Source organism: Sphingobium sp. S6 (assembly GCF_905120495.1).
Taxonomy (GTDB): domain Bacteria; phylum Pseudomonadota; class Alphaproteobacteria; order Sphingomonadales; family Sphingomonadaceae; genus Sphingobium; species Sphingobium agri.
Genome location: NZ_CAJHOG010000001.1, coordinates 1,067,666 through 1,094,464, shown reverse-complemented (window position 1 = coordinate 1,094,464; position 26,799 = coordinate 1,067,666). Strand labels below are relative to the sequence as shown.

Below are 26,799 nucleotides of genomic sequence, written 5' to 3'. Positions count from 1 at the left end.
AAGCCGCTTTTGCGTGCAAGGCTCGGCGCCGATGGGTTGCCGGGCCTTTTGCTTGACCTTATCTAATGCGCATGTCTGACATCGACCTTACCCCTTCCGCCGCTGCCCGTGTGGCCGCGATCGCCGCCAAGCAGGGCAAGCCAGCGATCCTGCGGCTTGCCGTCGAGGGTGGCGGATGTTCGGGCTTTCAGTACCGGTTCGGTTTGGCCGATGCGGTGGAGGCGGACGACCTGGCCGTGGAGCGGGATGGCGTGACGCTGGTCGTCGATGATGTCAGCCTGGACCTGGTGCGCGGCGCGGCGGTGGACTTTGTGTCTGACCTTGGCGGATCGGCGTTCAAGGTGACGAACCCCAATGCCACCGCTGGCTGCGGCTGCGGATCGAGCTTTTCCATTTAATCTTGGGGGCTCCCTTGTCTAAGGGCTGCTGTTCTCTTTAGGGATGCGCGGGAGGAGAAAAGCCCCATGCGCATCGCGACATTCAACATCAACGGCATCAAGGCGCGCTTGCCACGGCTGCTGGAATGGCTGAACGAAACGCAGCCCGATGTCGCCTGCCTTCAGGAAATCAAGACTTCGGACGAGACCTTCCCGCTGAAGGACATCGAGGATGTCGGCTATGGCGCGATCTGGCACGGGCAGAAGGGCTTCAACGGCGTTGCCATATTGGCGCGTGGTGAGACGCCGACCGAGATACGCCGGGGTCTGGAGGGCGAGCCCGAGGATGAGCATAGCCGCTATATCGAAGCCGATGTGAAGGGCGTTCGCGTCGCCAGCATCTACCTGCCCAATGGCAATCCGCAGCCGGGGCCGAAGTTCGATTACAAGTTGCGCTGGATGAAGCGCCTGCGCGACCGTGCAACCGAAATCTGGGCGGAGGAAGTGCCCGCCATCCTTGCTGGCGACTATAATGTCATCCCACGGGACCGGGACGTCTATTCGGTCAAGGCGATGGCGGACGACGCGCTGATGCAGCCGGAGAGCCGCGCCGCTTACCGCCGATTGCTGGGCGACGGGTGGACCGACGCGATTGCGAGCCGCCACCCGGCAGGCGGGGTGTGGACCTATTGGGATTATCAGATGAACGCCTGGCCACGCGACGCCGGTTTCCGCATCGACCATCTGCTGCTGAGCCCTGCGGCGGCCGATCGCCTGGTGGACGCACAAGTGGACAAGGATTTTCGCGGGCGGGAAAAAGCAAGCGACCACGCGCCGACCTGGGTCGAACTGCGCGAGTAATCAGGGCCTGCTCGATCAGGCGTCATTACCGGAATCTTCAGCTTTTGCCTTCAAAAACAGCGGCAACTGATCGATTTCCAGGATTGAAGCATGCCCATCGACAAGCAGCAGAAGGTTTCCGTCATTGGCCTTGGCTATATCGGGTTGCCGACTGCGGCCCTGATTGCGCGCGGCGGAGCTCAGGTCGTCGGCGTGGATGTCAGCGCTCATGTTGTGGAGACGGTCAATTCGGGCCGTGTCCATATCGAGGAAGTTGATCTCGACGGCCTTGTCCAGGGCGTTGTTGCGCGCGGAAATTTGCGGGCCAGCCTGACCGTCGAACCGAGCGATGTCTTCATCATCGCAGTGCCCACTCCGGTGGCGGAGGATCGCGCTCCCGATATTTCCTATGTGCTGAACGCCGCACGGACCGTTGCCGAGGTGTTGAAGACGGGCGACACGGTGATCCTGGAGTCAACCTCGCCCGTTGGCACGACCGAAGCGATGCGGGACCTGTTCGCGCAACTTCGCCCTGACCTGAAGATGCCGGGCCCCGGCACTGCAGGAGACGTGGCGATTGCCTACTGCCCAGAGCGCGTTCTGCCGGGCCGCATCCTTGTCGAACTTATCGACAATGACCGTTGCATTGGCGGCATCACGCCGCGATGCGCCCGCAAAGCGCTGGCCTTTTACCGCCAGTTCGTGCGCGGCGCATGCATCACCACCAGCGCGCGTGCTGCCGAAATGGTGAAGCTGGTCGAAAACAGCTTCCGTGACGTCAACATCGCTTTCGCCAACGAATTGTCCGTCATTGCCGAGGGTATGGACATTGATGTGTGGGAAGTGATCCGCCTGGCCAATCGCCATCCACGCGTGAACATCCTTCAGCCCGGACCGGGCGTTGGGGGACATTGTATCGCCGTCGATCCCTGGTTCATCGTTCATGGGGATCCCGAAAACAGCCGCCTTATCCGGGCGGCACGGGAAGTGAATGATGCCAAGACCGACCATGTCGTTGCAAAGGTATCGGACCTGATCGATGACTTTGCGGGCGAGGATGTTGCTTGCCTTGGCCTTGCGTTCAAGGCGAACATCGATGACTTCCGGGAAAGTCCGGCGGTGAAAGTGGCGAGCCGCCTCGCCCGCCGCTATGGCCGCAGGATCAAACTGGTCGAGCCCTATGCCGACGCCTTGCCGATGGAATTTGCAGGCACTGGGGCGGAACTGATCGATCTCGATACGGCACTGGAACAATGTGGCGTATTCGTCATTCTGGTTGATCATGACATGTTCAAATCAGTTCCGGTGGACGAGCGTCTTGGCAAGGCGGTCTACGACACGCGCGGGGTATGGCCTGACCAGCCTCGCCGCCTGCCGCACGATCAGCCGGGGCGTATCGCGGTCTGACCGACTGCGGACCGTTGCGCGAGCGCGTGGCCGTGGTTGCCATGACCATTTCGCCTCGCTAACCCCACCGCAGGCATCCGCCGTCTGGCGGAATGCCTGAAATATGTGGGGAATTTGTCATCGATGGGCAGGCCGACCGACAGGACGCATCAGACTTTGGGCATCCTCTTCGGCTGCGCCCTGCTTTGCGGATGTGCGACGGCCGAAGATGCCGCGCGTGAGGCTGCGGCCTATGCGTTGATGCCTGCCGCCCCGGCGGTGGGCATGGATTATCGCATCGCGCCCGACGATGTGCTGCGCGTGCAGATTTATCATGAGCCCGGACTTTCGCTGGAAGATGCCGAGGTGACGGCGGCAGGCATGGTCCGAATGCCGTTGATCGGAGACGTGCCGGTCGCCGGGCTGTCGGCGGGCGAGGCGTCCGACGTGATCGCGGGCAGGCTGGGCGAGCGTTATCTGGTCTCGCCGCAAGTCACCGTCTTCGTCAAAAAGGCCGTAGGCCGCCGCATCACGGTGGATGGAGAGGTGAGGGAGCCTGGGCTCTATCCCATCGAAGGGCGCACCGGGCTGCTGCAAGCCGTCGCCCTGGCGAAGGGTCCCAGCCGCCTTGCGAGCCTGAAGCAGATCGTCATTGTCCGTCAGGTGCAGGGCCAGCGGCAAGCAGCCAAGTTCGACCTGGACGCGATCCGCAAGGGTGAGGCGGCTGATCCTGAGGTCCTACCCGGTGATACAATCATTGTCGGCCTGTCACGGGCGAAAGCGATCCTGGGCGGTACGCTGCTGGCTCTCCCGGCGCTGGGAGCGGCCTTCATAGCGCTGGACGGAGATCGTTGATGGCGGGACGTATCATCCGCATCGACAATGACCGCGCCTCCGCGATGCCGGAAGGGCGTAGCGCTCGCATGGTGACGATAGCTCGTTCCGCATGGACAGCGATATGGCGGCACCGCATCATCCTGTTGGTCACCATGGCGCTTTGCGTATTGGCGGGCATCATCTTCATCCTTCTCTCCACCCCCGATTATCGCGCGACTGCGTCGGTGGAGGTCGAGGATGTGCCCGCAGGAGCGGCGGGGGCAGGGGCGACCCAGCGGCCGGTCGCGCCCGCAGACAATGAAGCGCTGATGCAAACCGAGCAGGAAGTGCTGCGCAGCCGCGCGCTTGCGGAAGATGTCGCGCGCGAGTTGGCGCTGGTGGGCAGCCGCACCTTCTTCGACGGCATGGATGAACGGCGCCCCGAGCAGGGATCGGGATCGCTCAGCCAGCGGCAGGTGGAAACAGAGGCGGTGATCAACCTTCTCCGCGAAAATCTGGACGTGCAGCTGCCCGGCAAAAGCCGTGTCATCCGCATCAGTTTCACGAGCGCGGACCCGACGCTATCGGCGCGGGTGGCGAACAGCTATGCCGACAGTCTGATCCGGGCGGACCTGAAGCGGGGCTTCGAATCCGGGGTTCAGGCGCGGCGCTTCCTGTTGGGTGAACTGGATGCCGCTCGCCGCGATCTGGAGCGCGCCGAGCGAGATCTTGCAACCTATGCCGCGAGGAATGGGTCGCCTTCCCAAGCCGCTGGCACCAGGGATGGTCCGCCTGAGAACTCCGCGGGCACGACCGCGACCCGGCTCGCGCAACTCAATGCCTTTCGCGCCCAAGCCATGGCAGACCGGATCGCGGCGCAGAAGCGCTGGGAAAGCGCGCGTCTGTCGAGCGTCGAGACGCTGCCTGAAGTGCTGAACAATGGCGCCATGCAACAGTTGATGGCGCAGCGGGCGCAAGCCCGGGCATCAGTCGTGGAGGAACGGCAGTTCCGCAAGGATGCCCATCCGGAAATGCGGGAGGCGCGCGCCCGGTTGGCGGCGCTCGACGATCAGGCTGCGGCGATGGCAAACAGCATCCGCGCGTCCCTTCGGGAGCAGTTTGACGTTGCCGTCCATGGCGAAAAACAGATCGAAGCCGAGATCGCGGGTGTGGAGCGCCAAGCGCAGGCGGAACGTGGGCGCGGCGTGCAGATGAGCATTTTGGAACGGTCGGTCGATACGTATCGATTGCTGCATGACAGCCTGCTCCAGCGCTATCGCGACATGGCGTCGCAGGCGGGGTTTCAAGCAGGGCGCATCCAGCCGCTGGACCGTGCCGCCGTTCCTTCACGACCATCTTCTCCCAATATTGGCACCACCATGCTGATGGCCTCGCTGGGAGGTCTGCTTTTGGGTTTGCTGATGGTTGCGGGACGGCATGTGTTCGATGACGCCGTGACGTCTGCCGACACATTGGCGGAGCGCGCTAACATGCCATTGCTGGGTACGGTCCCCGTGACCGACAAGCCGGCTGCGGAAACCTACGTCCCCATTGCATCTTCGCTGTTGCTTGCCTCCTCCGCAGGATTGCCGAAGTCGATCCTGGTCAGCAGCGCTCAGGAAGGAGAGGGGAAGTCTTCGACCGTCCACGCCTTGGCCTTGGCGCTGGCCAAGCTCGACCGCAAGGTGCTGGTGATCGACGCCGATATGCGCAGACCGCGCCAGCATGGCCTGTTCGGCATCACGCCTGACCGGGGCCTCAGCGAGGTCATGACGGGGCAGGCGAAGCCGGAGAACGTAACCGTGCAGAGTGGAATTCCCGGCGTATCGCTGCTGCCCAGCGGCGCCATACCGCCTAATCCGGCAGAGCTATTGTCAACCTCCGCTCTGGATGTGCTGCTGGCGAACGTCCAGGGCGGCTATGATACGGTTCTGATCGACGCGCCCCCTATCCTGGGGGTTCCCGATACGTCGCTGCTGGCAGCAAAGGCAGAGGCGGCGGTGCTGATCGTGGAATGGGGCCGCAATCATCATGGCGGATTGCGCGTGGCAGTGGACCGTCTGCGCCGAGCGGGCGGTGCGATCATCGGTGCGGTGCTGACAAAGCAGCAGGGGCGCGCCTTCGAATATGAGTATCACAGAAACGGTTAGTGCATTTTCGAAGCAGACGTATCTGCTGGCGTAAGAAATGCGGAAGACCAAAGCTGATGGAGCATGGTCCGATCCAGTCTGATCGGATTTTCCATTGGTGCCGGGTGATGGCGTTAGTCACAGCCCCGTCCGCATGATTTATGGACGTATCCCTCACCCAGCAGGTGGTATTGGCCGCTGAAGAATGGCTGTACCATGGAATGGAAACGCGTAGCCGGGATGAACCCACGGCCACGCGTTTATTGGCGAAGCCGCTCGATAGCCTGGGCGAGGGCGACATAGAGCTTGCCCATGTCCGACGAAAGCACGGCAACCCCGAGCGCGTTGCCGTCCCGTGCCGACAGGATGATCCGCAGCAGGGATTCGAAATCATGAATGTACCGGTTCACATGCTCCTGGAACTCGGCGTCATTGTCATAATGCAACGCGATCTCGCGCGATTCGCCTGCATCCAGCAGCTTGACGGCGCGGCGGGTGAAGACGCCGCGATCTCCCTTTAGATAAGAAGCCCAAGCGGAATCCGTCACATCGTTCGACAGGATCTTGGCGACATCGATCGAGGTGCTGTTGAGCGATTCTATGAGCAGGGCAGAGCGGCGGGCGAAATGATCCCGGTCGCGGTCTTCTGCGGCTCGTTCTGCTTCCTCGATCCGCGATTGAACGCTGGCGCTCGTATCGGCGATGGTGAGTAGCTGCCGCGTAAGGCGATCGGACGCTTGGTGCGCCGCCCGAACGGCTTCCTCCGCGACTTGAGCGAGCTTTTCGATCTGCGCTGTGACCTTGTCATTGACAGCCTGCTGCAGCGCGACTTCGCTTGCTTCGGCGAGCGACTGCGCCGCATCTGGAATTGCGCGGCCCAATGCCTGGCGCGCGCGTTCGGCGGCCTGATCAGCCGTGTCCTTGACGCGCAGCAAGGCGGTCACCAGCAACGGGCCAGCGCCCTCGGTGATCCGCGTTGCATCTTCATGGGCATGGTCGAGTGCCGTGCGCAGCTTTTCAACCAGCTCGCGATTGGCCTCGACCCCGCTTTGCGTGCTTTCCAGCCATTCGGTGAGCCGACGGCCTTGGCCGCGCAGCAGCTCTTCGGCTTCCTGCGTGCGGCCGACCAACGCTTCGGAAATTGCCTCCAAACGCTCCATTTCGGGGGCCGCGCTGTCGAGCAGCTCGCGGCTGGTGGAAATGCGGGCATCGAAACGCTGAAGCGCGGCCGGGAAGGTTTCGTCCAGTTCGCGCACGCTTGAATCGAGCGCCACAAGCAGGGTTTCGGCGCAGCTGATGAGCTTTTCTGCCGTGACCCCGCCGACTGCGAGCGCATCATCGATACGCTGTGTCTCGACCGTAAGACGCGAAAGCGCGTCAGTGAGGCGGTCATTGCGCGACAGGGCGTTTTCTTCCAGCGCGGCGAAGCGCGACTGCGCGTTGTCGATGGCATCGCCAAGCGTCGTGTGCAGCCCAGCCACCAGTGTGCGCTGTCCCTCGACCAGATCATTGATCTGATGCAGGCGGCTCTCCACTTCCGTCATATGGTCTGAAATGGCGGAGAGGGTCTCATCGCCGATGCTGGCGATATTGCCGCGAGAGCGGGCGACCAATGCGTCAAGCGCCTCAGCCTGCCGGGCGAGACCTTCCTCAGTGATCGTCACGCCTTCGTGGGCGCGAGCGAAGGCAGCTTCTGCGCGTGCGCGAAGCTGAAGCTCGATCTCTTCGGCGTCGCGAGACAGAGCGGCAAGGGCATTCTGGCTGGTCGCGGCGATTCCTGCTTGCGCGGTCTCGACAAGGGCGCGGAGTGACTCCGCCTGCGCGGTGAGATCGCGATCGGCCGCCGACATGCTTTGTTGTGCGTGATCAACGGCATTTTCCAAGCGCTGCCGCACATCGCCTTCAACCCGGTCGAGATTTTGCGTCAGCAATTCGATCGTGGCTTCGGCACTGTTGGTGATGCCCGCGCGCGCTCTTTCCAGAAGGCTGGCAAGGGTGCTTGCCTGGCGATCGATTTCGGCGGCGCCCTCCTGCATCGTGAGGCGGGCACTTTGCGCCGTGGCGTCTATCCGCCCGGCAGCTATGTCCGCCATTCCGTTCACTTCTTCCGTCGCGGAGCGCGTGGCTTCCTGCAGCTGGGTGAGCTGGCTCGACAGGCTCTTCGTGGCGGTGAGGGTGCGCGCCCGCGCGTCGTCGGACAACTCGCCCAAAGCATGAAGCCGGGCTTCCAGAGTGTCGATACGTTCGGCCAAGGCATGGCCATTGTCGATGATCTGGGCGGCCATGCGGGTGGCGCGGTCTTCCAGTTCCGGCATGGCTGCTATCAACGCGTCCATGCGGCCGACCAAGGCAGTGCCTGCACGCTCGGCTGCTTCGGCCTTTTCCGTCGTGCTGTGCGCGCGGCTGGCGATCAGCTCGGCCGATGCTTCCATATTGCTGCTCGCGGCTGCGCCGTAGCTATCGAGCAATTCCGCCTGATCCTGCATCGCATCGCGGGCGGTAGCGAGTTGGCGGTTGATGCGGCTCAGCCGGGCTTCGAGCTGCTCTGCTTCCGTATGCAGCACGCGCGCGGCGTCCAGATAGCGGCGCGATTCGGCCCTGCTGGTGCGAGCGAGCAACAGATAGCAGACCCCGAGGCCCACCACCGGCAGGAGCATGGTCGTGACAAGGCCGGGCCAGGCAGCAGGTCCCGCCTGCCATTGATGCGTGGATATGGTGGCCCAACCGGCAAAGCCCAGCCACAGCAGCGCGGCCAGCCCGAAGATAGCCTGCGTTCGTCGATCAAAGGGATCGCGCCGCTCCACGGCTTCGTCATCGGTGTCTGCGTCCTCGACGACCTGCTCCAACAGCAGTGCTTCGTCCTTTTGCGACTCGCCAGTAGTCGCAATGCTCTTGTCTCGCCAGAATTCGACGATGGTGCTGCCCCCGTTCATGACCCCATCCTATCATCTTTTCAGCGCAACAAAATGCCCTGTTACCAAAACTTAACGCAAGCCCGATAGCGTTCGGCCCATGTCCTATGATCCTGGCGCCCTGAATGCTGCTCTTGCTGCCGCTGTCGGCGAAGATTTCGCGCTGATCGCGGATCTGCGTGTGGCCTTCATGGAGAGTGCCGAAAGGCAACTCGATCTTCTGCGCAACGCGCAGAATGATGTCGGCTGGGAAGTCGCATCATGGCGGCTGAAGGGTTTGGCGGCGAGTTTTGGCCTCACCCATCTGATGGCGCTGGCTGATGAGGCGGCGGATTGTACGCCCGGAGATCCGCGCATTTTGCGTCAATTGCGGATGGCGATAGACCGGCTTCAGCAGAGCTGAACCGCAGCAAGCTTGCGTGATGGCAACAGCCTTGCGAAAAGGCGGGGTCACACAAGAACGGGTCAGTTCCATCTCAGCATGACTTTTGCCGCCATTCTCAGCGCCAGCCGGGCGTCCAGCGATTCTTCGGGCGCACTTCGCGCCAGCCTGCACTTTGCGGGCCAGACGCTGGTGGAATATCAAGCGCGGCAGGCCGCTCGGGCCGGGGCAGACCGGATAATGATCCTGGTGAGCGTCATCACGCCCGCCCTGTCGCAGGCCGTCGATCGGTTGAGCGCCGATGGCATCGCTGTCGCCTTGATCCGCGATATGGTCTCCATGGTGCGGGACGCGCCGCGCGACGCCGATGTCGTCCTTGTCGCTGACGGCGTCGTCATCGCGCAGGGGCATTTCGATGCGATCGCGGAGCGGGATGGCAATGCCCTTCTGGTCACCGACGACAGCCGCGCCAGCGCTCCGTTCGAGCGGATCGACGCGGGGCAGCGCTGGGCAGGCCTTGCCCGGATAAGTCCGGACCTGCTTTTCGGTACGCTCGACATGATCGGCGATTGGGACCTGTCGCTGACGCTTGTGCGGGCGGCGGTGCAGAATGGCGCACGGCGGATCACGGTGCCGCAGGATGACCTGTTGACCGGCCGTGTCGCGCTGGTCGATGGGCAGGCACAGGCGGACCTTGTCGCCCAGGCGGTGATGTCCGCCGGATCCTTGGCGAAGAGGGTGCGCGGCCTGGCTGAACATTATCTCCTGTGCCCCGCTGCCCGGTTGTTCAGCCCGGCTTTGATGCGCACGCAGGTTCCCGCGACGCAGGTGCGCGTTGCCGCCATGGCGCTGGGGGCTATCGCGCTGGTGCCGATCGAATTGCTCTGGCCCGCGACAGGGTTTCTGTTGTTGCTTGTGGCACTGGCGCTCGCCGAAATTGCGGATAGGCTGGACGAGCTCGCTCTTCGCGCTCCCCCGGCCGGGTGGGTAGGCTTTGTCGTTCCCTTCTTCGCCGTCGGAGGAATATCGCTGGCCGGTGGCAGTGTGTTGGCGACATGCCTCGCGCTGCTGCTAGCAATCATCCAGTTGGCCGATCGCTGGCAACGGACCGGGAGCGTCAGGGCGTGGATGATCTTCACGCCTGCAAGCGCCGTCGTTCTGTTGTTGCTGACGACGCTGCTAGGAGCGACGATGATGGGTTATGAAGTCGCGATGCTGGCCGCGATCGCTTCCGCAGGCGCGATCATCTTACGCAAAGCGACCTGAATTTATTTCGGCGATAGGGTTTAGTGCATTTTAAGGACGTGCAGCTATGTTGCCCGTCATGAGCGCCTTTTCGTTCCTTACCGGACCGACTGCGGCGGACAGTTGGCCTGCGGCTCCCGTCCTGGCCGGCATGTCCGCCGTTCCTGTAGGTCATGCCATTGATCTGGCCTTTTTCTTTCCCAATGAGGGACGGGAGCGGCATGACGCACTGATGGCGGAAACACGCCGCCATCTGGGTGGCTGCGTCGCTGGCATCGAGCATTCGCTGCGATTCGCGCTGGAACGGCCCGACTTGACGAGCATCCTGGCGCAGCATCCTGAACCTGTTTGTTGGCCCACCATCTGCGCCCAACCGACATTGCTGGGACCGGCATTGCTGTCCCATATGCAGATGCGCGCTGGCGTAACGCTCCTGCTAAGGCAATTTGGCCAGCCGGACGACCGGCTGGATGAAACAGAGGCGGAAATCCTCTTTCCGGCCGATGATCCTGCCGTGACCGAATCGCTCGTTGCGCTTGCCATGGCGGAAGGGCGCTGGCTGGCGCTGAGCGGAGAGGACGACGCAATGCAGCCGGACCTTCCGGCGGAACATTATGCCGAGCTCATGTGGACTGCGGCGGCATGTTTGATGGCAGTCGTTCAGCGCGCCTCGCTTGTAGACGCCGGAGAGATATTGCCTGCTTTCGAAAAGGCAGGCTGGGCGCTGCTGGCCGAACATGACGAAACGCGCGGGCCGATTGCTGCGGCGGACAGGCTGGTGCGGCGCCTGGGATCACGAGCCGACATGCCTGAGTTGCTGGGGGCAGCCCTCAGCCAGAGGCGCTTCCTGCTGTTCGCGTCCCTTGCAGCCCGACGGCTCCGCATGGATGGCGCGCATGTGGCGGACATATTGGTGATGGGGCCTATCAGTGAACTGGCGGCGCTCTGCCGGTCGCTCGGCGGTTCGGATGCGGACTACCGGCACTTGTTGCTGGCGCTGCGTCCCGTACGACCTTCACTGACAGACGCTGCCATCATCGTCGAGGCAGAACGGTATCAGTCGTTGACAGAGGGGCAGGCGGACGCTTTGGTAAATGCCTTGCGCGCGCCTCGTTCGCTCCGCGCGAAAATCGATCATCTGCGGCGGATCACCACCTGATGAACATGCCGGCGCATCCTGCCATCATCCGCGCTACCGTGGCGGCGAACGGATTGCTGCTGAGCGCAGATGCACCGTTGCTGGCTTTGCAGCGGGAGGCGGGGTCGGATGTCGGGGCGGTCCTTGCCATTCCTCAACTCGCGGCGCTGGCGCGGCTGGCGTCGCGGCTCTCCATTGCCGTGTCCCGTACTGTCACCGCCGCCACCGAGCGGGGTGACGTGGACATGTGGGTGCGCGCCAAACCGGAAGCTGACGGAGTGCAGCTTTCCGTCATTGAGTGGAACGAGCGGGCCGCGGCAGCGGCGCCCACGGACATGATACGCCGGGAAGCAGACATTGCGGCGGTCTCGGAAGGGTGGACCTGGCAAGTCGATACGCAGTTGCGGTTTCAGATGGTGCTGGAGGGCGCTGGGCCGGAAAGCGCTCTGCCACGGACACCGCCTTTGCCGGGCAGCCGTCTGACCAGCTATTTTGAATTGCGCCCTGACGAGGAAGGCGACCTTGCCATTTTGCGCGGCTTTGCGCAGCGGCGAGCCTTTCGCGACCAGATCGCCACCTTGATCGCAGAACCCGAACAATGTTTCCGCCTGTCCGGTTTTCCGATGTTCGATCTGGCTGGGCAGCTGCTGGGTTATCGGGGCAAGGCCTTCCCCTTGGATCGGGCCATCCTTGCGCCGCATGTGCCGCCTGCACCGGCCGTCGTCATATATCCGGCGGAATTCGGACGTCGCCTTGACAGGTCCCTGCGCCAGCCGCTGGGCCGGATCATCGCCAATGCCGATTCCATCAACGCCCAGTTCGACGGTCCCTTGCGGCCGGATTATGCGGGTTACGCGTCCGATATCGCAGCGGCCGGGCGCCATCTGATGGCTTTGATCGACGATCTGGCTGACTTGCAGGCGATCGACAGGCTGGATTTTACCGTTGCTACCGAGGATGTGGACCTTGCCGACATCGGGCGGCGGGCGGCGGGCCTGTTTCTCGTCAAGGCTATGAGCCGCAAGATCCGGATCATCTCGCCAGAGCCCGATCAGAAAGCCATCGCGACAGGCGAGTTCCGGCGGGCTTTACAGATCCTCATGAACCTCGTCGGCAATGCGGTGCGCTATGGGCCAGAAGATAGTGAAGTCAGGATCGAGACCGGCGTCGATGAAGGGCGGGCCTGGATTGCCGTGATGGACCAGGGCGCCGGTGTTCCCGAGGATATGCGGGAGCGGATTTTCCATAAGTTCGAGCGGCTTGGCCGCAGCGATCCTGGCGGTAGTGGCCTTGGCCTCTATATTTCGCGGCGGCTGGCGCTTGCCATGGGCGGGGATATTCACATCGGTGATGCCCCTGATGGAGGGGCGCGCTTCATGCTGACCCTGCCGGCCAGCGAATAAGCCGCAAACAAAAACGGCGCCCTGTTGGGCGCCGTTTCCATTTTCACCAAAGCTGCGATGATCAGCGCTGGCTGACCGGCACATAGTCGCGCTGTGCGGGGCCCGTGTACAGCTGGCGCGGGCGGCCGATCTTCTGCGCGGGGTCGGAGATCATTTCGTTCCACTGCGCCACCCAGCCAACGGTGCGGGCGAGGGCGAAAAGAACCGTGAACATCTCGGTCGGGAAGCCGATCGCGGACAGGATCACGCCCGAATAGAAGTCCACATTGGGATAGAGCTTCTTTTCGATGAAATAGGGATCATTGAGCGCGATCTGCTCCAGTTCCTTGGCGACGTCGAACACCGGATCGTTGACGCCAAGCTTTTCCAGAACATCCTTCGCCGTCTTCTGCATGACGGTCGCGCGCGGATCGTAATTCTTGTACACGCGATGGCCAAAGCCCATCAGACGGAACGGGTCATCCTTGTTCTTCGCGCGAGCGATATATTCGGGGATGCGGTCGACGGTGCCGATCTCACGCAACATGTTGAGCGCGGCTTCGTTCGCGCCGCCATGGGCAGGACCCCAGAGGCAAGCGATGCCGGCCGCGATGCATGCGAAGGGATTGGCACCGGACGAACCAGCGAGGCGAACCGTCGAGGTCGACGCGTTCTGCTCATGGTCGGCATGAAGGATGAAGATCTTGTCCATCGCATCGACGATGACCGGATCGGGCTCATATTCCTCGGCCGGGACCGAGAAGGTCATGCGCAGGAAATTGGCGGTGTAGCTGAGGTCGTTGCGCGGATAGACGAAGGGCTGACCCACCGAATATTTATAGGCCATCGCTGCGATCGTCGGCATCTTCGCGATCAGGCGGTGGCTCGCGATCTTGCGCTGCTCCGGATCGTTGATGTCCGTCGAATCATGATAGAAAGCGGAGAGGGCGCCAACGACGCCGCACATGATCGCCATCGGGTGCGCGTCGCGGCGGAAACCGCGATAGAAGGTGGTCAGCTGTTCGTGCACCATGGTGTGGCGGGTGATGGTGCGGGTGAAGTCTTCCAGATCCTTCTTCGAAGGCAGCTCGCCGTTCAGCAGCAGATAGCTGACTTCCATAAAGCTCGACTGTTCAGCAAGCTGATCGATCGGGTATCCGCGATGCAACAGAATGCCAGCGTCGCCATCGATATAGGTCAGGCCCGAATCGCAGCTGGCCGTGGACGTGAAGCCCGGATCATAGGTGAACATGCCGGTATTGGCGTAGAGCTTGCGAACGTCGATGACCTTCGGGCCGACAGAGCCGCTCAGGATGCCATATTCCTTGGCATCACCGCCGACCGTCAAAGTGGCATTATTGTCCGACATCTCGTTCTCCTTAATTGCCAACAGCCGACGATGCCTGCCTGGCATCCGCGAGCCGCTCCAAGCTCCCGTCTTTTCCAAGAAGGAAAAGAACATCAAATATCCCCGGCGAAACCGTGCGACCGGTCAGCGCCGCGCGTAGCGGCTGGGCCACTTTGCCCAACCCCAATCCGGCTTCCTCTGCCACGCGGCGGATCGCTTCCTCGATCGCTTCGATCGTCCAGGACTGGACGGAATCAAGAGCGTCGGCTGTCTTCCCAAGCAGCTCGCGCGCCGAGTCGTCTAGCAGAGCCATTGCCTTGTCGTCAAAATCCAGAGGACGGCTCTTGAACAGAAACTCGGCACCCTCGGCGATTTCGTTCAGGGTCTTGGCGCGGGGCTTGAGCGAAGGCATGGCTTGCGCAAGCAGCGTCTGGGCTTCTGCCCCCAGCGTTGTGCCGAGACGGTGTGCGACGCGAGGCAAGACCAGTTCCGCGAGGCGCTGATCGTCCGCCTCGCGCAGGTAGAATGCGTTAAGATTTTCCAGCTTCTTGATGTCGAAACGGGAAGGAGACCGGCCTACGCCGTCAATGTCGAACAACTCGATCGCGCGTTCCCGCGAGATGGTTTCTTCGTCGCCATAGCCCCAGCCCAGACGCAGGAGATAGTTGAGCACCGCCTCAGGCAGCATCCCCATCTCATCGCGATAGGCGTCGACACCAAGAGCGCCGTGCCGCTTTGAAAGCTTCGCGCCGTCCGAGCCGTGGATGAGGGGGATATGAGCGTAAACAGGCTCTTTCCAACCCATCGCCTTGATGATTCCAAGTTGGCGGAAGGCGTTGTTCAGATGGTCGTCACCGCGGATCACGTGCGTGACGCCCATGTCGTTATCATCGACGACCACCGCGAGCATGTATGTGGGCGTGCCGTCCGAACGGAGCAGGATCATGTCATCCAACTCCGCATTCTGTACCACCACGCGACCCTGCACGGCATCGTCGATAACCGTCTCGCCCTCACGCGGCGCTTTCAAACGGATGACGAAGGGCGCGTCTGCCGGAGCTTCGGAAGAATCCCGATCGCGCCAGCGGCCGTCATAGCGCATCGGTTGCTTCGCGGCGCGCTGCTGCTCGCGCAGTTCCGCCAACTCTTCCGGAGTCGCATAGCAACGATAGGCGTACCCGGCGGCCAGCAATTGGTTGGCGACCTCCGCATGACGTTGCGAACGTTCGAACTGGAAAACAGCGGGCTCGTCGCCGGAGAGGCCAAGCCATTCCAGGCCGTCGAAAATCGCGGCGACCGCTTCTTCGGTGGAGCGGGCGCGATCCGTATCTTCAATGCGCAACAGGAACTTGCCGCCATGATGCCGGGCGAATAACCAGTTGAACAACGCTGTACGCGCGCCGCCGATATGCAGAAATCCCGTGGGCGATGGCGCGAAACGGGTTACCACCTGCTTGTTCAAACCCGTTGCACTCACCGCTTTATTCCTCGACATCCGCCTTGCTCAATCATGAACGCGACGCCCCCTAGCATGGCTTTTGAGCCACGACAAACGTCCGTTGCCCGGATTATGACAGGCGGCGGACATCGATTTTTCATGGCTGTCGAAGGCTGGCTGGAGTCGGAGCGCGAACAGCTTCCGCTATGGATACCGGTCGGCTTGGGACTAGGCATCGGCGCTTGGTTCTCTCTCCCTAATCCATTGGAATGGTTGGGCTTCTGCTGCTGCGCACTAGCTATCGCCTGTGGCGGGATGATGCTGCCGGCGGGCGGTCGCTTGCGCCAATCGATGATATTGGGGGGCTTGCTCGCCGCCTTTGGCTGTGTGCTGATTTGGTGCAAAGCTGTGGCTATCGGATCAGCGCCATTGCCCCGCGCGATCTTTATGGAGGTGACCGGGGAAGTCAGGACGGTTGATGCCGTTCCTGCCGAGCAGATGAGTCGTGTGAAGATAAGACCGATCGGCACGGCTGGACTGCCCCCGCTGATCCGGGTGAACATGGCCGCGGCGGATGTGCCTGACGGGCTTGGCAGAGGTGCCATCATCCGATTCCGCACCCGGTTGATGCCTCCTGCCGAAGCAAGTCTACCAGGCGCATATGATTTTTCGCGCCGCGCCTATTTTCAGGGGATTGGAGCTACGGGAAGAGCGTTGAGGCCCATAACGGTGCTGCGTCCATCTACCGATGGCCCGCCTCTGCGCAACCGCCTGTTCGCGCACATATTGGAGAAGGCCGACGGCGACGGGACCGGCATCGCCGCAGCGCTGGCTACGGGCGACCAGGGCGCAATCAGCGAGGCGGACGCTGAAGCGATGCGGCGCAGCGGCCTTGCCCATCTACTTTCCATCAGTGGCTTGCACGTCACCGCCCTGATCGGTGCGGTCATTTTCCTGCTGATGCGTATCATGGCGCTTAGCCCGCGTGCAGCATTGAACTGGCCGTTGATGCTGGTCGCGGCGGCGGGCGGGGCGTTGGCGGGGATTGGATATACCCTGCTCACCGGGGCCGAGGTTCCGACGGTTCGGTCCTGTGTTGCCGCGCTGCTCGTGCTCGGCGGGCTTGCGCTTGGCCGCGAAGCAATCACGCTGCGATTGATAGCTGCCGGAGCGTTAGTTGTTCTGCTGCTGTGGCCAGAAGCTTTGGTAGGCCCCAGCTTTCAGATGAGCTTCGGAGCGGTGATCGCGCTCGTGGCCTTGAGTGAGCATCCTCGCTTCCGCGCCTTTGCGGCGGCCCGGGAGGAGACAGGGTTTCGGCGATTGATGCGGCACCTGGCCATACTCCTTCTTTCCGGTTTCGCGGTGGAACTGGTTCTCGCACCGATCGCGCTGGCGCATTTCCACAAGGCGGGGATGCTGGGCGCTTTCGCCAATCTCATCGCTATTCCCCTGACCACCTTTGTCGTGATGCCGCTTGAAGCGATCGCCTTGCTGCTGGACGTCGCGGGTCTGGGCGCTCCGGCCTGGTGGCTCACCGGCCGAGCGCTCGAGCTGCTGTTGATGATCGCCCATGGGGTGGCGGCAAGTCCGTGGGCGGTCGTTACCGCGCCGGTCGTTCCGAACTTTGTTTTTGGGATGATGGTGCTGGGCGGGCTTTGGTGCTTGCTTTGGCGGAGCGCCGGGCGCTGGTGTGGTTTAGTGCCCGTTGCCGCAGGCGTCGCTGTCATTGTGCTGAGTTCTCCTCCGGACATTCTCGTCACGGCTGATGGACGGCATGTGGCGGTGCGGGAGCAGGATGGCGGCATGGCGATCCTGCGAGCGCGCGCAGGCGATTATGTCCGAGACATGATCGCCGAGAGCGCAGGCTATGAGGGGACTTTGAACCCGATCGCGCAATTGCCCGAAGCGCGCTGTTCGATTGACCTCTGCATGGTCGCCGTCAGGGGAGGAGGGCGCCTGTGGCAGTTGCTGGTAACGAGGACAGGCGTCGTCGTTCCGAGGGAAAGCCTGCAACGGGACTGTGCGCGCGCGGACATAGTTATTGCGGATCGCCGCCTGCCGGCCTGGTGCCGTCCGCGCTGGCTGAAAGCGGACCGGCGGATGTTGGCGCGCACGGGAGGGCTGGCAATCGATCTTGATGGAGGGACGGTTCGGACCGCCAAGAAGGCGGGTGACGCACATCCGTGGGTTGTGCAGCCATCCTACTTACCGTCCCGCCATAAGTCCTATCAATTATATCGCCGCAGCAATCCCGCGAGCTTGCCCTGAATGCGCACCTGCTTCGGATCGTAGATCTGCGCCTCATAGGCGCTGTTCGCCGGGTCAAGCCTGACCTTAGGTCCTTGCCGATGGAAATATTTGAGCGTCGCTTCGCTTTCCTCGATCAAGGCAACGACGATCTGGCCTTCGCGAGCCACTTCGGTCCGCTGGATCAGCGCGAAATCGCCATCGAGAATGCCTGCGTCGACCATAGAGTCACCGGAGACCTCCAGAGCATAATGGTCCCCAGCACCCAGCAGTGCCGCTGGAACGGACAGCATATTCTGTCCTTCCATGGCTTCGATCGGAACACCCGCCGCGATCCTGCCGTGCAGCGGAATTTCGATCACGTCATTCGCGGCGATCGGAGGCTTTGCAGCCAGTTGAGGCTTGGGCGGAGAGACGGCCTTGGGCGCGCGGTTCATCGCCTCAGGCAGCTTCAGCACTTCGAGTGCGCGTGCGCGATTTGGGAGGCGGCGGATGAATCCGCGCTCTTCCAGCGCATTGATCAACCGGTGTATCCCGGATTTTGATCGCAGGTCCAAAGCTTCCTTCATCTCCTCAAAAGAAGGCGAAACACCGCCTTCCTCGAGCCGGTTTTGAATGAAGCTCAGCAATTCCTGTTGCTTAGGCGTCAGCATGCCCGCTTGTCCTCCATGGAACGGATGGAGAACGCATAGGAAACGGAAGGGGGCGAGTCAAGCGGCTTGCGCCAAGCGTAACGAAAGGAACGGACGTGCGTCACAGCCGTTCAATAGCCGCCTTCCTAAAGAGGGTGAATAGGAGAGAATGATGGCGAACCAGAACAACCAGGACAGCAATCAGCGCCGCCAGCAGGGTGGCGACCGTTCGAGCCAGGGCGGCCGTCAGCAGCAGCAGGAAAACCGCCAGGGTCAGATGGGCGAAAGCCACAAGGACAAAGGTGGACAAGGCAAGCAGCAGCGCTGATCGACCTATTGGTTGAAGCATGGGAAGGGGTCGCGTCGCGGCCCCTTTCTCTTTGCTAAAGCGGCAGGATGGTGACTTGCTCTCCGGCGGTGGCCGAGGGCGAACCTGCGGGCCGCACGATAAGGCATTCCGCTTGGGCGAGCGCAGCGGTCGCAGCGCTGTCCTGCGAGGTGACCGACACCAGCCCATCGGCAGTGTGGAAGGCGCGGAGATAATCATCGCGCTCGCCCGTCGCTGGAAGTGGCGTGGCAAGTGACGCAAGTGCGGACCCAGGGAGGGGATCCGCCGCACCGGCCAGGTGACGGACGAGCGGCAGCAGGAACAGCGTGGCGGTCACGAAAGCGGATACGGGGTTTCCGGGCAGGCCAAGGAAGATGCTGTGCCCGAGCTTTCCGGCCATCAGGGGCTTGCCGGGGCGCATGCGGATCTTCCAGAAATCGAGACTGCCGCCCGCTGCTGCAAAGGCGGGGCGAACCAGATCATGATCGCCAACCGACGCCCCGCCGGTCGAAAGGATGATGTCGGCCTTGGCGGAGTTTTCCAGCGCCTTGGTCAATGCTTCTAGGTCGTCGGGGATGATGCCGATGTCGATCACCTCCGCCCCTATGGCGCCGAGCATCGCAGCAAGCATCGGCGCGTTTGAGCAAGGGAGGCAGCCGGGCGGGGTGGGCGCTCCGGGGGGGACAAGTTCATTTCCGGTGGAGATCAGGGCGACGCGGGGACGCGCGCCGACCGGAAGGCTTCCATGTCCGCCCAGGACGGCGAGCGCGATCTGGGCGGGGCCGAGCGCTGCTCCGGCTGACAGGAGCCGTTGGTCGACGGCGAAATCCGTCGCGGTGGCACGAACATGCCGCCCTGCCTTAAGCGAGGCGCCGCGCGGATATAGGAGCCCATCGCGAAGCTCGGCATCTTCCTGGATCAGGATGGCGTCCGCTCCGGGTGGAAGTGGCGCGCCGGTGAAAATGCGGCAGCTCTCCCCGGCCGTCAGTGCCGGGGGGAGGGCTGCTCCCGCCGTGCTTTCGATGGCGATCCGCCAGGGGCCGGGCCATTCTGCTGCCCTGATCGCGTAGCCGTCCATCGCGGAGAGATCGGCCCAGGGCTGATTGCGCAGGGCAAATATGTCGCGCGCCAGCCACCGGCCTGCACAGGCAGATGCCGCTACCTCCTCCTCTGGCAACCGGCTGCCCAGCGCGAGCAGGCGAGCTTGGGCCTCCGCGACAGGGAGCAGGCTCATGGGGCCCGCCAGTCGCCCGACTTACCGCCCGATTTGGCAAGCAAGCGAACGTTGCCGATAACCATGGCTTTATCCAGGGCCTTTGCCATGTCGTAGATGGTGAGCAGCGTTGCGGAGGTGGCGGTGAGTGCTTCCATCTCGACGCCTGTCTGCCCAGCGCTTCTCGCGGTGGCCGTCACCGTGACGCCCTGTGGCTCAAGCTCGAAATCGATGGAGACGGACGTCAGCGCTATAGGGTGACACAGGGGAATGAGGTCTGCGGTCCGTTTTGCCGCCATGATGCCTGCGACGCGAGCTACTGCGAGCACGTCGCCTTTCTTGACGAGGCCCTGGGCGATGGCGGCCGCTGCTTCGGCGCTCATGGCGATATGACCCGTAGCAATCGCTTCGCGGGAGGTTATTTCCTTTGCCGAGACATCGACCATATGGGCCGATCCATCTTCATCAAGATGGGTGAGCTTGCTCATACGCCGGTCAGCAGCGCATGGGTCGCCGCTTCTACATCGGCTTGGCGCATCAGGCTCTCACCCACCAGGAAGCAGCGGACGCCATGTTCGGACATGGCGACGAGATCCGCATGGCTGCCCAAGCCGCTCTCTGCAACGAAGGTGCAACCTTCCGGCGCTTGGCCGACCAGTTCGTAGGTACGAGCGAAGTCTACGCTGAAGTCACGCAGGTCACGATTGTTGACGCCGATCAGCCGTGAACGAAGCTTGAGTGCGCGCTCCAGTTCATGCGCGTCGTGCACCTCTACCAGCGCGTCCATGCCGAGGCCGAGTGCCGCGTCCTCGATCTCTGCCATTTGGCCGTCATCAAGCGCGGCGGCGATGATGAGGATGGCGTCGGCGCCAAGCGAGCGGCTTTCCAGCACTTGCCAGGGATCGACCATGAAGTCCTTGCGCAGAACCGGCAGCGGGCAGGCGGAGCGAGCGGCCATGAGATAGTCGTCATGGCCCTGGAAATAGGGCTCGTCCGTCAGGACGGAGAGGCAGGCGGCGCCTGCGGCGGCATAGGCCTGTGCATGGGCAGGCGGGTCGAAATCTTCGCGGATGAGACCCTTGGAGGGACTGGCCTTCTTTATCTCGGCAATGAGGCCGAAGCCCGAACGTGCGGCGCTGTCGAGAGCTTGCCGGAAACCACGCGGAGGCGTTTGTTCGGAGGCGCGGGCGTGAAGCGCCGAGACTGTTGTGGCAGCCTTGCGGCGGGCGACTTCCTCACGCTTCGTGTCGCAGATTTCGATCAGCTTGTTCGTCATTTATAGGCAATCCAGCAGTTGAGCAGCGCATTGGCAAGGCCGCGATCGATGGTTTCGGCCGCTTCCTCGACGCCTTCGCGCAGGTCCGCAACGGCGTCCGCGACAAGCAGCGCTGCGGCGGCGTTGAGAAGGACCGCATCGCGATAGGGGCCTTGCTCGCCCAGAAGAAGGGCGCGGAGGGCAGCGGCGTTGTGCGCCGGGTCGCCGCCGCGAATGGCTTCCACAGGATGCGTGGGAAGCCCAGCGTCGGCAGCGGTCAGCCGGCGCATGGCGACGAGTCCCTGCGTGGTGACTTCCGCGACGTCATTGCCGCCCGCGAGCGACAGTTCGTCCAGACCCTCGTCACCCGACACGATCATGGCGTGATCGACGCCCAATTCGGCCAGCGCCTCGGCGTAGATGGGCACATAGGCGGGACGGGCAATGCCGACGAGTTGTCGGCGGACCGCTGCCGGATTGGCGAGCGGCCCCATCAGGTTGAAGATGGTGCGCTGGCCGATCGCTTTGCGGATTGGGCCAAAGCGTTTGAGCGCGGGATGATGTTTTTGCGCAAAGAGGAAGCAGATGCCGAGATCGCCAAGCGTGGCTTCCGCTGTGTCGGCGGCGCGATCAAGGTCGAGGCCAAGCGCTTCGAGCGTGTCGGCGGCTCCGGCTTTCGAAGAGGCTGCGCGATTGCCATGCTTGGCGACAGGAACGCCAGCGGCGGCGACGACGAGGCTGACGGCAGTGGAGACGTTGAGCGTATGATGCCCGTCACCGCCAGTGCCGCAGACGTCGATTGCGCCGGGGGGGGCAGTGACCGGGATCATGCGGGCGCGCATGGCGCGCGCAGCGGCGGCGATTTCCGTGGCGCTCTCGCCGCGCTTCGCCATGGTGACGAGAAAGGCTGCGATGTCCTCTTCGGGCAGGGCACCGTCGAACAGAAGATCAAAGGCGCGTGCAGCCTCGGTTGTGCTTAACGGCGTAGCGGGATCAGGCAGGCGGGTCATCGCGCCTGCCTTAATCACGATGGCTGGCAGGAGTCGAGGGCGGGGTATGGGAAAGTCGCTGTCCGGGCCGCTGTGGGCCGCAAAATTCAGGCGGCAGCGCGTTCCCGGACCGGAATGCCGGCGATCCGCATGAAGTTGGCCAGCATGTCATGCCCATATTCCGTCGCGATGCTTTCCGGGTGGAATTGGACCGAGTGGATGGGGAGGCTCTGGTGACGGAAGCCCATGACGGAGCCATCCTCGCTAGTCGCATTGACGACGAGGTTTCCCGGAATGTCTTCCACGATAAGCGAGTGGTAGCGGGTGGCGGTGAAGGGGGAGGGGATGCCAGCGAAGAGGCCGCTGCCGTCATGGGTGACGGGCGACGTTTTGCCATGCATCAGGCCGCCGCGAACGACTTGGCCGCCGAAATGCTGCCCAATCGCCTGATGGCCAAGGCATACGCCGAGCAGCGGTGAGCCTGCATCAGCGCAAGCAGCTACCAGGTCGAGGCTGACCCCTGCTTCATTTGGTGTGCAGGGACCGGGCGAAAGCAGGAATGCGCTGGCGCCGCTGGACAGCGCCTGGCCTGCGGAGATGGCGTCGTTGCGAACGACCTCAACCTCGGCGCCCAGCTCCATGAGGTAATGGACCAGGTTCCAGGTGAAGCTGTCGTAATTGTCGATGACGAGGATCATGGGATGAGGGCTATAAAGATTGAAGTGCGCTGGGCCAATCGGAATCAGTCCCCGCAGCGCGTTGAACCCGTGTGCGGCTTTTGCGTTGTCCTTCCGAAACGAAAATGAGGGAAGGTCGTATGAAACGCTATGCCTATGGTTGGATCACGGCCCTGTTTTTCCTGGTGTCGATCGCGGGGCACTGGCTGTTTGGCTGGTGGGCCTATGTCGATGAGGCTCGATCGCATGGGCAGGTGCCTGAGTTGGCGTCCTATGCCGTCGAGATGGGGCGGGATACGTTCGAGAATTGGCAATCAGAATTTCTGCAGTTGATCTGGCAGGTCGTTGGCCTTGCCTATTTTCTTTATGTGGGATCGCCTGCCTCGAAAGAAAATGACGATCGGCTGGAAGCCAAGGTGGACGAGTTGCTGAAGATGGCTGGTGGCAAGGATGCCGAGCAGCTGATCCGCGAAATCGATGATCGTTATCTGCGTGCCGGCGGGCATGCGAAGCCGCACGGCCATGATGTGGGGCGAGAATGACTTGCAACGGGAACCGGGCCGCACCTCAGCCGCTTTCTCGCAATATCGTTCGTGAGGAGGACAGAGATGGCCAAAGCTGAGTTTACCGACGCGATCGCCCTGTTGAAAGCCGATCACCGCAAGGTCGAGGAATTGTTCGAGCAGTTTGAAAAGGCGAAGACTGCGAACCGTAAGCAGGAAATCGCGCGTCAAATCTGCACGGAACTGAAGATCCACACGATGATCGAGGAGGAAATATTCTACCCTGCTTTCCGCGGGAAGATCGAGGACGACACGCTGGATGAAGCCTATGTCGAGCATGACGGGGCCAAGGTGCTGGTCAACGACATCGAGGCCGGATCGCCCGAAGACGATTTCTACGACGCCAAGGTCACGGTGCTGTCCGAAGAGATCAAACATCATGTGAAGGAAGAGGAGCGACAGTCCGACGGCATGTTCGCGCAGTGCCGCAAGACGGATGTAGATCTGGTGGCGTTGCGTGACCAGATGATGGCCCGCAAGCAGGAATTGATGGCGCAGGCGAAGGCGAGCGGTTTGCCTGTAGCTAAGCCCAAGGCCGTGCACTTGGTCGCCGCCTGATCCGGCAGTTGAAAAAGCCGGCGCATTATCCCATATGCGTCGGTGCCGGGTTCGCCCGGCTATGGTGATAAATTGTGTCGTGCAATAGGCGCAGCGGACCCGGGGGCAGTACCCGGCGGCTCCACCACATGTCCCGCATTCCGGGGTGTCTGACGGGGCCGAACTAGGATCGACGTGTGTTGAAAAGCGATGTTTTCACCCGGCCTGAGTAAGCCGTAAAAATGTTCAAAACACGTAAGTGCCAACGATAACGAGGCTCTTGCTCTTGCTGCGTAATTGATGGCCTCGCGGCCAGACATTACTCAAAAAGAACGCGGTTGAACCCACCGGGCAACAGAAGGGAATTCAGCGGCTTCCGGAGGAGCCGGGCAACAGAATCCTCCGGACCTTCCCTGATCGTCTGACCTTCATCATCTCGCCAATGAGCGGACGGCATTGTCGTGCGAAATGCTGTTCACCGCATATGCCCGAATCGGGGCGGCGCAACGGAGACATTGCGATTACACTTTTATGACAGTTGTGCGAAAATCTTATAACATGCTGAAATAGCGGGAATAAAATTCCTTTATCATGTCCTTTCAGTCAGTTGTAGTCCTGTCATCAAGATGAAATAATCCCGGCTATTGTAGAAGGTTTTTTCGGGAGAAATCGGATGGTGAGAATGGCGGCGATAGTTGGGCTGGCGCTGGCGGCAAGCATGTCCAACGCTGCTGCGGCAGCGTCTGATGAAGTCGTGGTCGTCGGCGTGCCGGACGGCCGATTGGCCGCTCCCGCGCTGATAGCGAGAGATTATGAAAAAGCGGCCCGCCGATTGAGGCCTATGTGGCCGGAGGGCGCAAATGATCCTGCTCGCCTCATTAACCTGGGCAACGCCTATGCAGGGCTTGGTAGAATGAAGGATGCGCGCGAGGCATATCGTTCGGCGCGCTTTGCCCCCGAGTCCCCTCTGCTGCTCGCCAACGGTGAAGCGGCATCGTCGCGCGACGTTGCGCGCCGCGCGCTCGGTCGCCTGGAAGCGAGCTACGCGATGCGCTGAGGCTTGGGTCTCTGCTGAGGGAGAAAGCGTCGTCCGCAAGGGTGACGCTTTTCTTTTACGCGGGCCTCTTCGCTAAATTGCAACAATAGTCTTCGAAATGTCATTTTAAAGTCACGCTTCCGTCACTGAAGCAAAATGCGCCTGTCATCTGCCGCCCTTAGCTGCCGCGATTGAGGGCGGCAGGGGGCGTTGTCCGATTCGAAAATCCCCTTCGCTCCGCATTCAATCACAAACCGGCAACGCCGGAGCGGAGACGACATGGTCAAGACTAATCGCATCACTAGCATTCTGATGGCGGGCTGCGCCTGCGCCGCGCTGAGCGCTTGCGGCGCCGACGACATCGCATCGCCGGGCGAAGGAACCATCGTCCTGCCTGCGCCGACACCGACTCCCACGCCGGGTACGCCTACGCCCACGCCGGGCGTCGTAACTCCGGCCGCGAACTGTCCAAGCATCGCAGGATCTGACCAGCTGACGGATCTCGGCACCATTTCCAACGGTACGAGCACCTGGCGCAATTGCGGCTTCCCGGCGCGCTTCAACAGCTCAACCGCGATCGCGAAGGTTGCGGGCGTCGTCTATTCTATGCCGGGTCGCGTCGATGTCGGCACCGATCAGGGCGCGGCGAGCACCAACACCGCCGTGACGCTCAGCATCGATCCGGGCGTCGTCATCTTCGCTGGCACTGGCAACACCTTCCTGGCGGTCAATCGCGGCAACAAGATCAATGCCGTTGGCACCGCTTCGCAGCCGATCATCTTCACCAGCCGTGAAAACGTTCTGGGCACCGTCACCGACCAGTCGTCGGGTCAATGGGGCGGCGTCGTGCTGCTTGGCCGCGCGAAGATCACGGACTGCTTGGCTCCCGCCGCTGCTGCAGGCACCACCGCCTGTGAACGCGACACGGAAGGCGCGAGCAACGCCCTGTATGGCGGCGCGAACGACGCCGACAGCTCGGGCCGCATGAGCTATGTCCAGATCCGCTATTCCGGCTTCGTCCTGTCGGGTTCGAGCGAGCTTCAGGGCCTGACCCCTTCGGGCGTCGGCACCGGTACACAGCTTGACCACATCCAGGTCCACAACAGCTCCGACGATGGCATCGAAATCTTTGGCGGCAGCGCCCATCCTCGCTACTTGGTGCTAACCGGCAACGAAGACGACAATCTGGACACTGACGTCGGTTTCCGCGGCACGGTTCAGTATCTGCTGAGCGTCCAGCGCGAAGGCAATAACATCGGCGACAGCTTCCTTGAGACCGACTCCAACGGCGGGTCGGCATCGAACAACGGCGAAGACGTGCTGCCGCGCCAGTATCTGAAGGTCGCAAACTTCACGGCCATTAATCGTTCGACCACTGGCTCGAACGGCTCGGCGATGCTGCTGCGCGGCGGTGCTGACTTGACGCTGGTAAACGGCCTGATCGTCAGCCCCACCCAGACCTGCCTGCGCATCGACAGCGCGACGACGGTTCGCGATGCTGACACGGCTCTGCAGGATGCAGGCAAGCCGCGCTACATCTCCGTTTCGATGCAGTGCCTGCCCGCAACCCCCTACAAGGGTAACAACGGCGTGACCGCAGCAGTGGTCCAGTCGATCTTCGAAGCCGGCCCAAACAGCACGATCAGCTACACCCCGTCGCTGACCAGCCTGTTCATCAACGGTGCGACCGAAACGGCGCGTCCGGCGACCGATCCCAAGACGATCGATGCCGCCTTCACCACGACCAACTATGTCGGCGCGGTCAAGGACAGCAATGACACCTGGTATGCCGGTTGGACCTGCAACTCCGTGACGGCGAGCTTCGGCAGCGCCAGCGGCAATTGCACGGCCATTCCGACGACCTGATCTGACCTGACCTCAACAGGGGCGGGGGAGCGTGCAACGGCGCTTCCCCGCCCTCTTTGCAAA

24 protein-coding genes and 1 other RNA gene are annotated in these 26,799 nt (G+C 62.4%); 16 read left to right on the top strand and 9 right to left on the bottom strand.

Features of this window, described 5'->3' with window-relative positions:
* The first annotated feature begins 71 nt into the window (after positions 1-71).
* From erpA to SPHS8_RS05610, 5 genes are all read left to right on the top strand, one after another.
* Positions 72-398 (top strand): iron-sulfur cluster insertion protein ErpA, encoded by a 327-nt coding sequence (gene erpA / locus SPHS8_RS05630; protein WP_097092845.1) that lies wholly within the window; start codon positions 72-74, stop codon positions 396-398.
* A gap of 66 nt (positions 399-464) precedes the next feature.
* Entirely contained in the window at positions 465-1,238 is a 774-nt protein-coding gene (gene xth, locus SPHS8_RS05625; protein ID WP_201514619.1) for an exodeoxyribonuclease III, read from the top strand.
* A 90-nt stretch (positions 1,239-1,328) separates the two neighbouring features.
* Positions 1,329-2,624: a UDP-N-acetyl-D-mannosamine dehydrogenase gene (wecC, locus tag SPHS8_RS05620; RefSeq protein WP_201514618.1), complete on the top strand. Its 1,296-nt coding sequence runs from the start codon at positions 1,329-1,331 to the stop codon at positions 2,622-2,624.
* A gap of 123 nt (positions 2,625-2,747) precedes the next feature.
* Positions 2,748-3,458, top strand: coding sequence for a polysaccharide biosynthesis/export family protein (locus tag SPHS8_RS05615; RefSeq protein WP_201514617.1), 711 nt, complete (start codon positions 2,748-2,750; stop codon positions 3,456-3,458).
* Positions 3,458-5,569: a GumC family protein gene (locus tag SPHS8_RS05610; RefSeq protein ID WP_201514616.1), complete on the top strand. Its 2,112-nt coding sequence runs from the start codon at positions 3,458-3,460 to the stop codon at positions 5,567-5,569. The genes SPHS8_RS05615 and SPHS8_RS05610 overlap by 1 nt, the downstream gene beginning before the upstream one ends.
* Positions 5,570-5,808: 239 nt before the next feature.
* Here SPHS8_RS05610 and SPHS8_RS05605 read toward each other — a convergent pair whose 3' ends face one another.
* Positions 5,809-8,481 (bottom strand): hypothetical protein, encoded by a 2,673-nt coding sequence (locus SPHS8_RS05605; RefSeq protein ID WP_201514615.1) that lies wholly within the window; start codon positions 8,479-8,481, stop codon positions 5,809-5,811.
* 79 nt (positions 8,482-8,560) lie between these two features.
* Between SPHS8_RS05605 and SPHS8_RS05600 the strand changes: the two genes are divergently transcribed.
* The 4 genes from SPHS8_RS05600 to SPHS8_RS05585 all read left to right on the top strand — a co-directional run bounded on the left by SPHS8_RS05600 (position 8,561) and on the right by SPHS8_RS05585 (position 12,628).
* Positions 8,561-8,863, top strand: coding sequence for an Hpt domain-containing protein (locus SPHS8_RS05600; RefSeq protein ID WP_201514614.1), 303 nt, complete (start codon positions 8,561-8,563; stop codon positions 8,861-8,863).
* Positions 8,864-8,941: 78 nt separating this feature from the next.
* The gene (locus SPHS8_RS05595; RefSeq protein WP_201514613.1) at positions 8,942-10,108 is read left to right on the top strand and encodes a hypothetical protein; all 1,167 of its coding nucleotides are present in this window, start codon (positions 8,942-8,944) and stop codon (positions 10,106-10,108) included.
* A 46-nt stretch (positions 10,109-10,154) separates the two neighbouring features.
* A complete protein-coding gene (locus SPHS8_RS05590; RefSeq protein WP_201514612.1) occupies positions 10,155-11,246 on the top strand; it encodes a DUF2336 domain-containing protein in 1,092 nt (363 codons plus the stop codon).
* Positions 11,246-12,628 carry a sensor histidine kinase gene (locus SPHS8_RS05585; protein WP_201514611.1) on the top strand — a complete coding sequence of 461 codons (1,383 nt, stop codon included), beginning with the start codon at positions 11,246-11,248 and terminating at the stop codon, positions 12,626-12,628. Before SPHS8_RS05590 ends, SPHS8_RS05585 begins: the two co-directional genes overlap by 1 nt.
* A gap of 61 nt (positions 12,629-12,689) precedes the next feature.
* Here the strand turns inward: SPHS8_RS05585 and SPHS8_RS05580 are convergent, their stop codons facing one another.
* Both SPHS8_RS05580 and gltX read right to left on the bottom strand, forming a co-directional pair.
* The gene (locus SPHS8_RS05580; RefSeq protein ID WP_097092843.1) at positions 12,690-13,976 is read right to left on the bottom strand and encodes a citrate synthase; all 1,287 of its coding nucleotides are present in this window, start codon (positions 13,974-13,976) and stop codon (positions 12,690-12,692) included.
* 10 nt (positions 13,977-13,986) lie between these two features.
* Positions 13,987-15,450 (bottom strand): glutamate--tRNA ligase, encoded by a 1,464-nt coding sequence (gene gltX, locus SPHS8_RS05575; protein WP_201514610.1) that lies wholly within the window; start codon positions 15,448-15,450, stop codon positions 13,987-13,989.
* A 75-nt stretch (positions 15,451-15,525) separates the two neighbouring features.
* On the opposite strand from gltX, the gene SPHS8_RS05570 reads away from it, so the two are divergent.
* Complete coding sequence (locus SPHS8_RS05570) at positions 15,526-17,661, top strand: ComEC/Rec2 family competence protein (protein WP_236574975.1); 2,136 nt, start codon at positions 15,526-15,528, stop codon at positions 17,659-17,661.
* On the opposite strand, the gene lexA is transcribed toward SPHS8_RS05570, so the two are convergent.
* On the bottom strand, positions 17,622-18,293 hold the full coding sequence (lexA, locus tag SPHS8_RS05565) for a transcriptional repressor LexA (RefSeq protein WP_097091969.1): 672 nt from the start codon (positions 18,291-18,293) through the stop codon (positions 17,622-17,624). The two genes, SPHS8_RS05570 and lexA, sit on opposite strands and share 40 nt — an antisense overlap.
* 148 nt (positions 18,294-18,441) lie before the next feature.
* On the opposite strand from lexA, the gene SPHS8_RS05560 reads away from it, so the two are divergent.
* Entirely contained in the window at positions 18,442-18,600 is a 159-nt protein-coding gene (locus SPHS8_RS05560) for a hypothetical protein (protein WP_201530892.1), read from the top strand.
* Between the two features lie 55 nt (positions 18,601-18,655).
* Here the strand turns inward: SPHS8_RS05560 and SPHS8_RS05555 are convergent, their stop codons facing one another.
* From SPHS8_RS05555 to SPHS8_RS05535, 5 genes are all read right to left on the bottom strand, one after another.
* Positions 18,656-19,834 carry a molybdopterin molybdotransferase MoeA gene (locus SPHS8_RS05555; protein WP_201514608.1) on the bottom strand — a complete coding sequence of 393 codons (1,179 nt, stop codon included), beginning with the start codon at positions 19,832-19,834 and terminating at the stop codon, positions 18,656-18,658.
* Positions 19,831-20,301 (bottom strand): cyclic pyranopterin monophosphate synthase MoaC, encoded by a 471-nt coding sequence (gene moaC / locus SPHS8_RS05550; protein WP_201514607.1) that lies wholly within the window; start codon positions 20,299-20,301, stop codon positions 19,831-19,833. The genes SPHS8_RS05555 and moaC overlap by 4 nt, the downstream gene beginning before the upstream one ends.
* Positions 20,298-21,089: an indole-3-glycerol phosphate synthase TrpC gene (trpC, locus tag SPHS8_RS05545; RefSeq protein WP_201514606.1), complete on the bottom strand. Its 792-nt coding sequence runs from the start codon at positions 21,087-21,089 to the stop codon at positions 20,298-20,300. The genes moaC and trpC overlap by 4 nt, the downstream gene beginning before the upstream one ends.
* Positions 21,086-22,078 (bottom strand): anthranilate phosphoribosyltransferase, encoded by a 993-nt coding sequence (trpD, locus tag SPHS8_RS05540; RefSeq protein WP_201514605.1) that lies wholly within the window; start codon positions 22,076-22,078, stop codon positions 21,086-21,088. The genes trpC and trpD overlap by 4 nt, the downstream gene beginning before the upstream one ends.
* 86 nt (positions 22,079-22,164) lie before the next feature.
* A complete protein-coding gene (locus tag SPHS8_RS05535) occupies positions 22,165-22,755 on the bottom strand; it encodes an anthranilate synthase component II (protein ID WP_201514604.1) in 591 nt (196 codons plus the stop codon).
* 119 nt (positions 22,756-22,874) lie between these two features.
* Between SPHS8_RS05535 and SPHS8_RS05530 the strand changes: the two genes are divergently transcribed.
* From SPHS8_RS05530 to SPHS8_RS05510, 5 genes are all read left to right on the top strand, one after another.
* Complete coding sequence (locus SPHS8_RS05530; RefSeq protein ID WP_201514603.1) at positions 22,875-23,276, top strand: DUF6766 family protein; 402 nt, start codon at positions 22,875-22,877, stop codon at positions 23,274-23,276.
* 66 nt (positions 23,277-23,342) lie between these two features.
* A complete protein-coding gene (locus SPHS8_RS05525; RefSeq protein WP_201514602.1) occupies positions 23,343-23,855 on the top strand; it encodes a hemerythrin domain-containing protein in 513 nt (170 codons plus the stop codon).
* Positions 23,856-23,859: 4 nt separating this feature from the next.
* Positions 23,860-24,203: a transfer-messenger RNA gene (gene ssrA / locus SPHS8_RS05520) on the top strand.
* A gap of 313 nt (positions 24,204-24,516) precedes the next feature.
* Positions 24,517-24,891, top strand: coding sequence for a tetratricopeptide repeat protein (locus SPHS8_RS05515; protein WP_443018554.1), 375 nt, complete (start codon positions 24,517-24,519; stop codon positions 24,889-24,891).
* Positions 24,892-25,149: 258 nt separating this feature from the next.
* The gene (locus SPHS8_RS05510) at positions 25,150-26,736 is read left to right on the top strand and encodes a hypothetical protein (RefSeq protein WP_201514600.1); all 1,587 of its coding nucleotides are present in this window, start codon (positions 25,150-25,152) and stop codon (positions 26,734-26,736) included.
* The last annotated feature ends 63 nt before the right edge of the window (positions 26,737-26,799 follow it).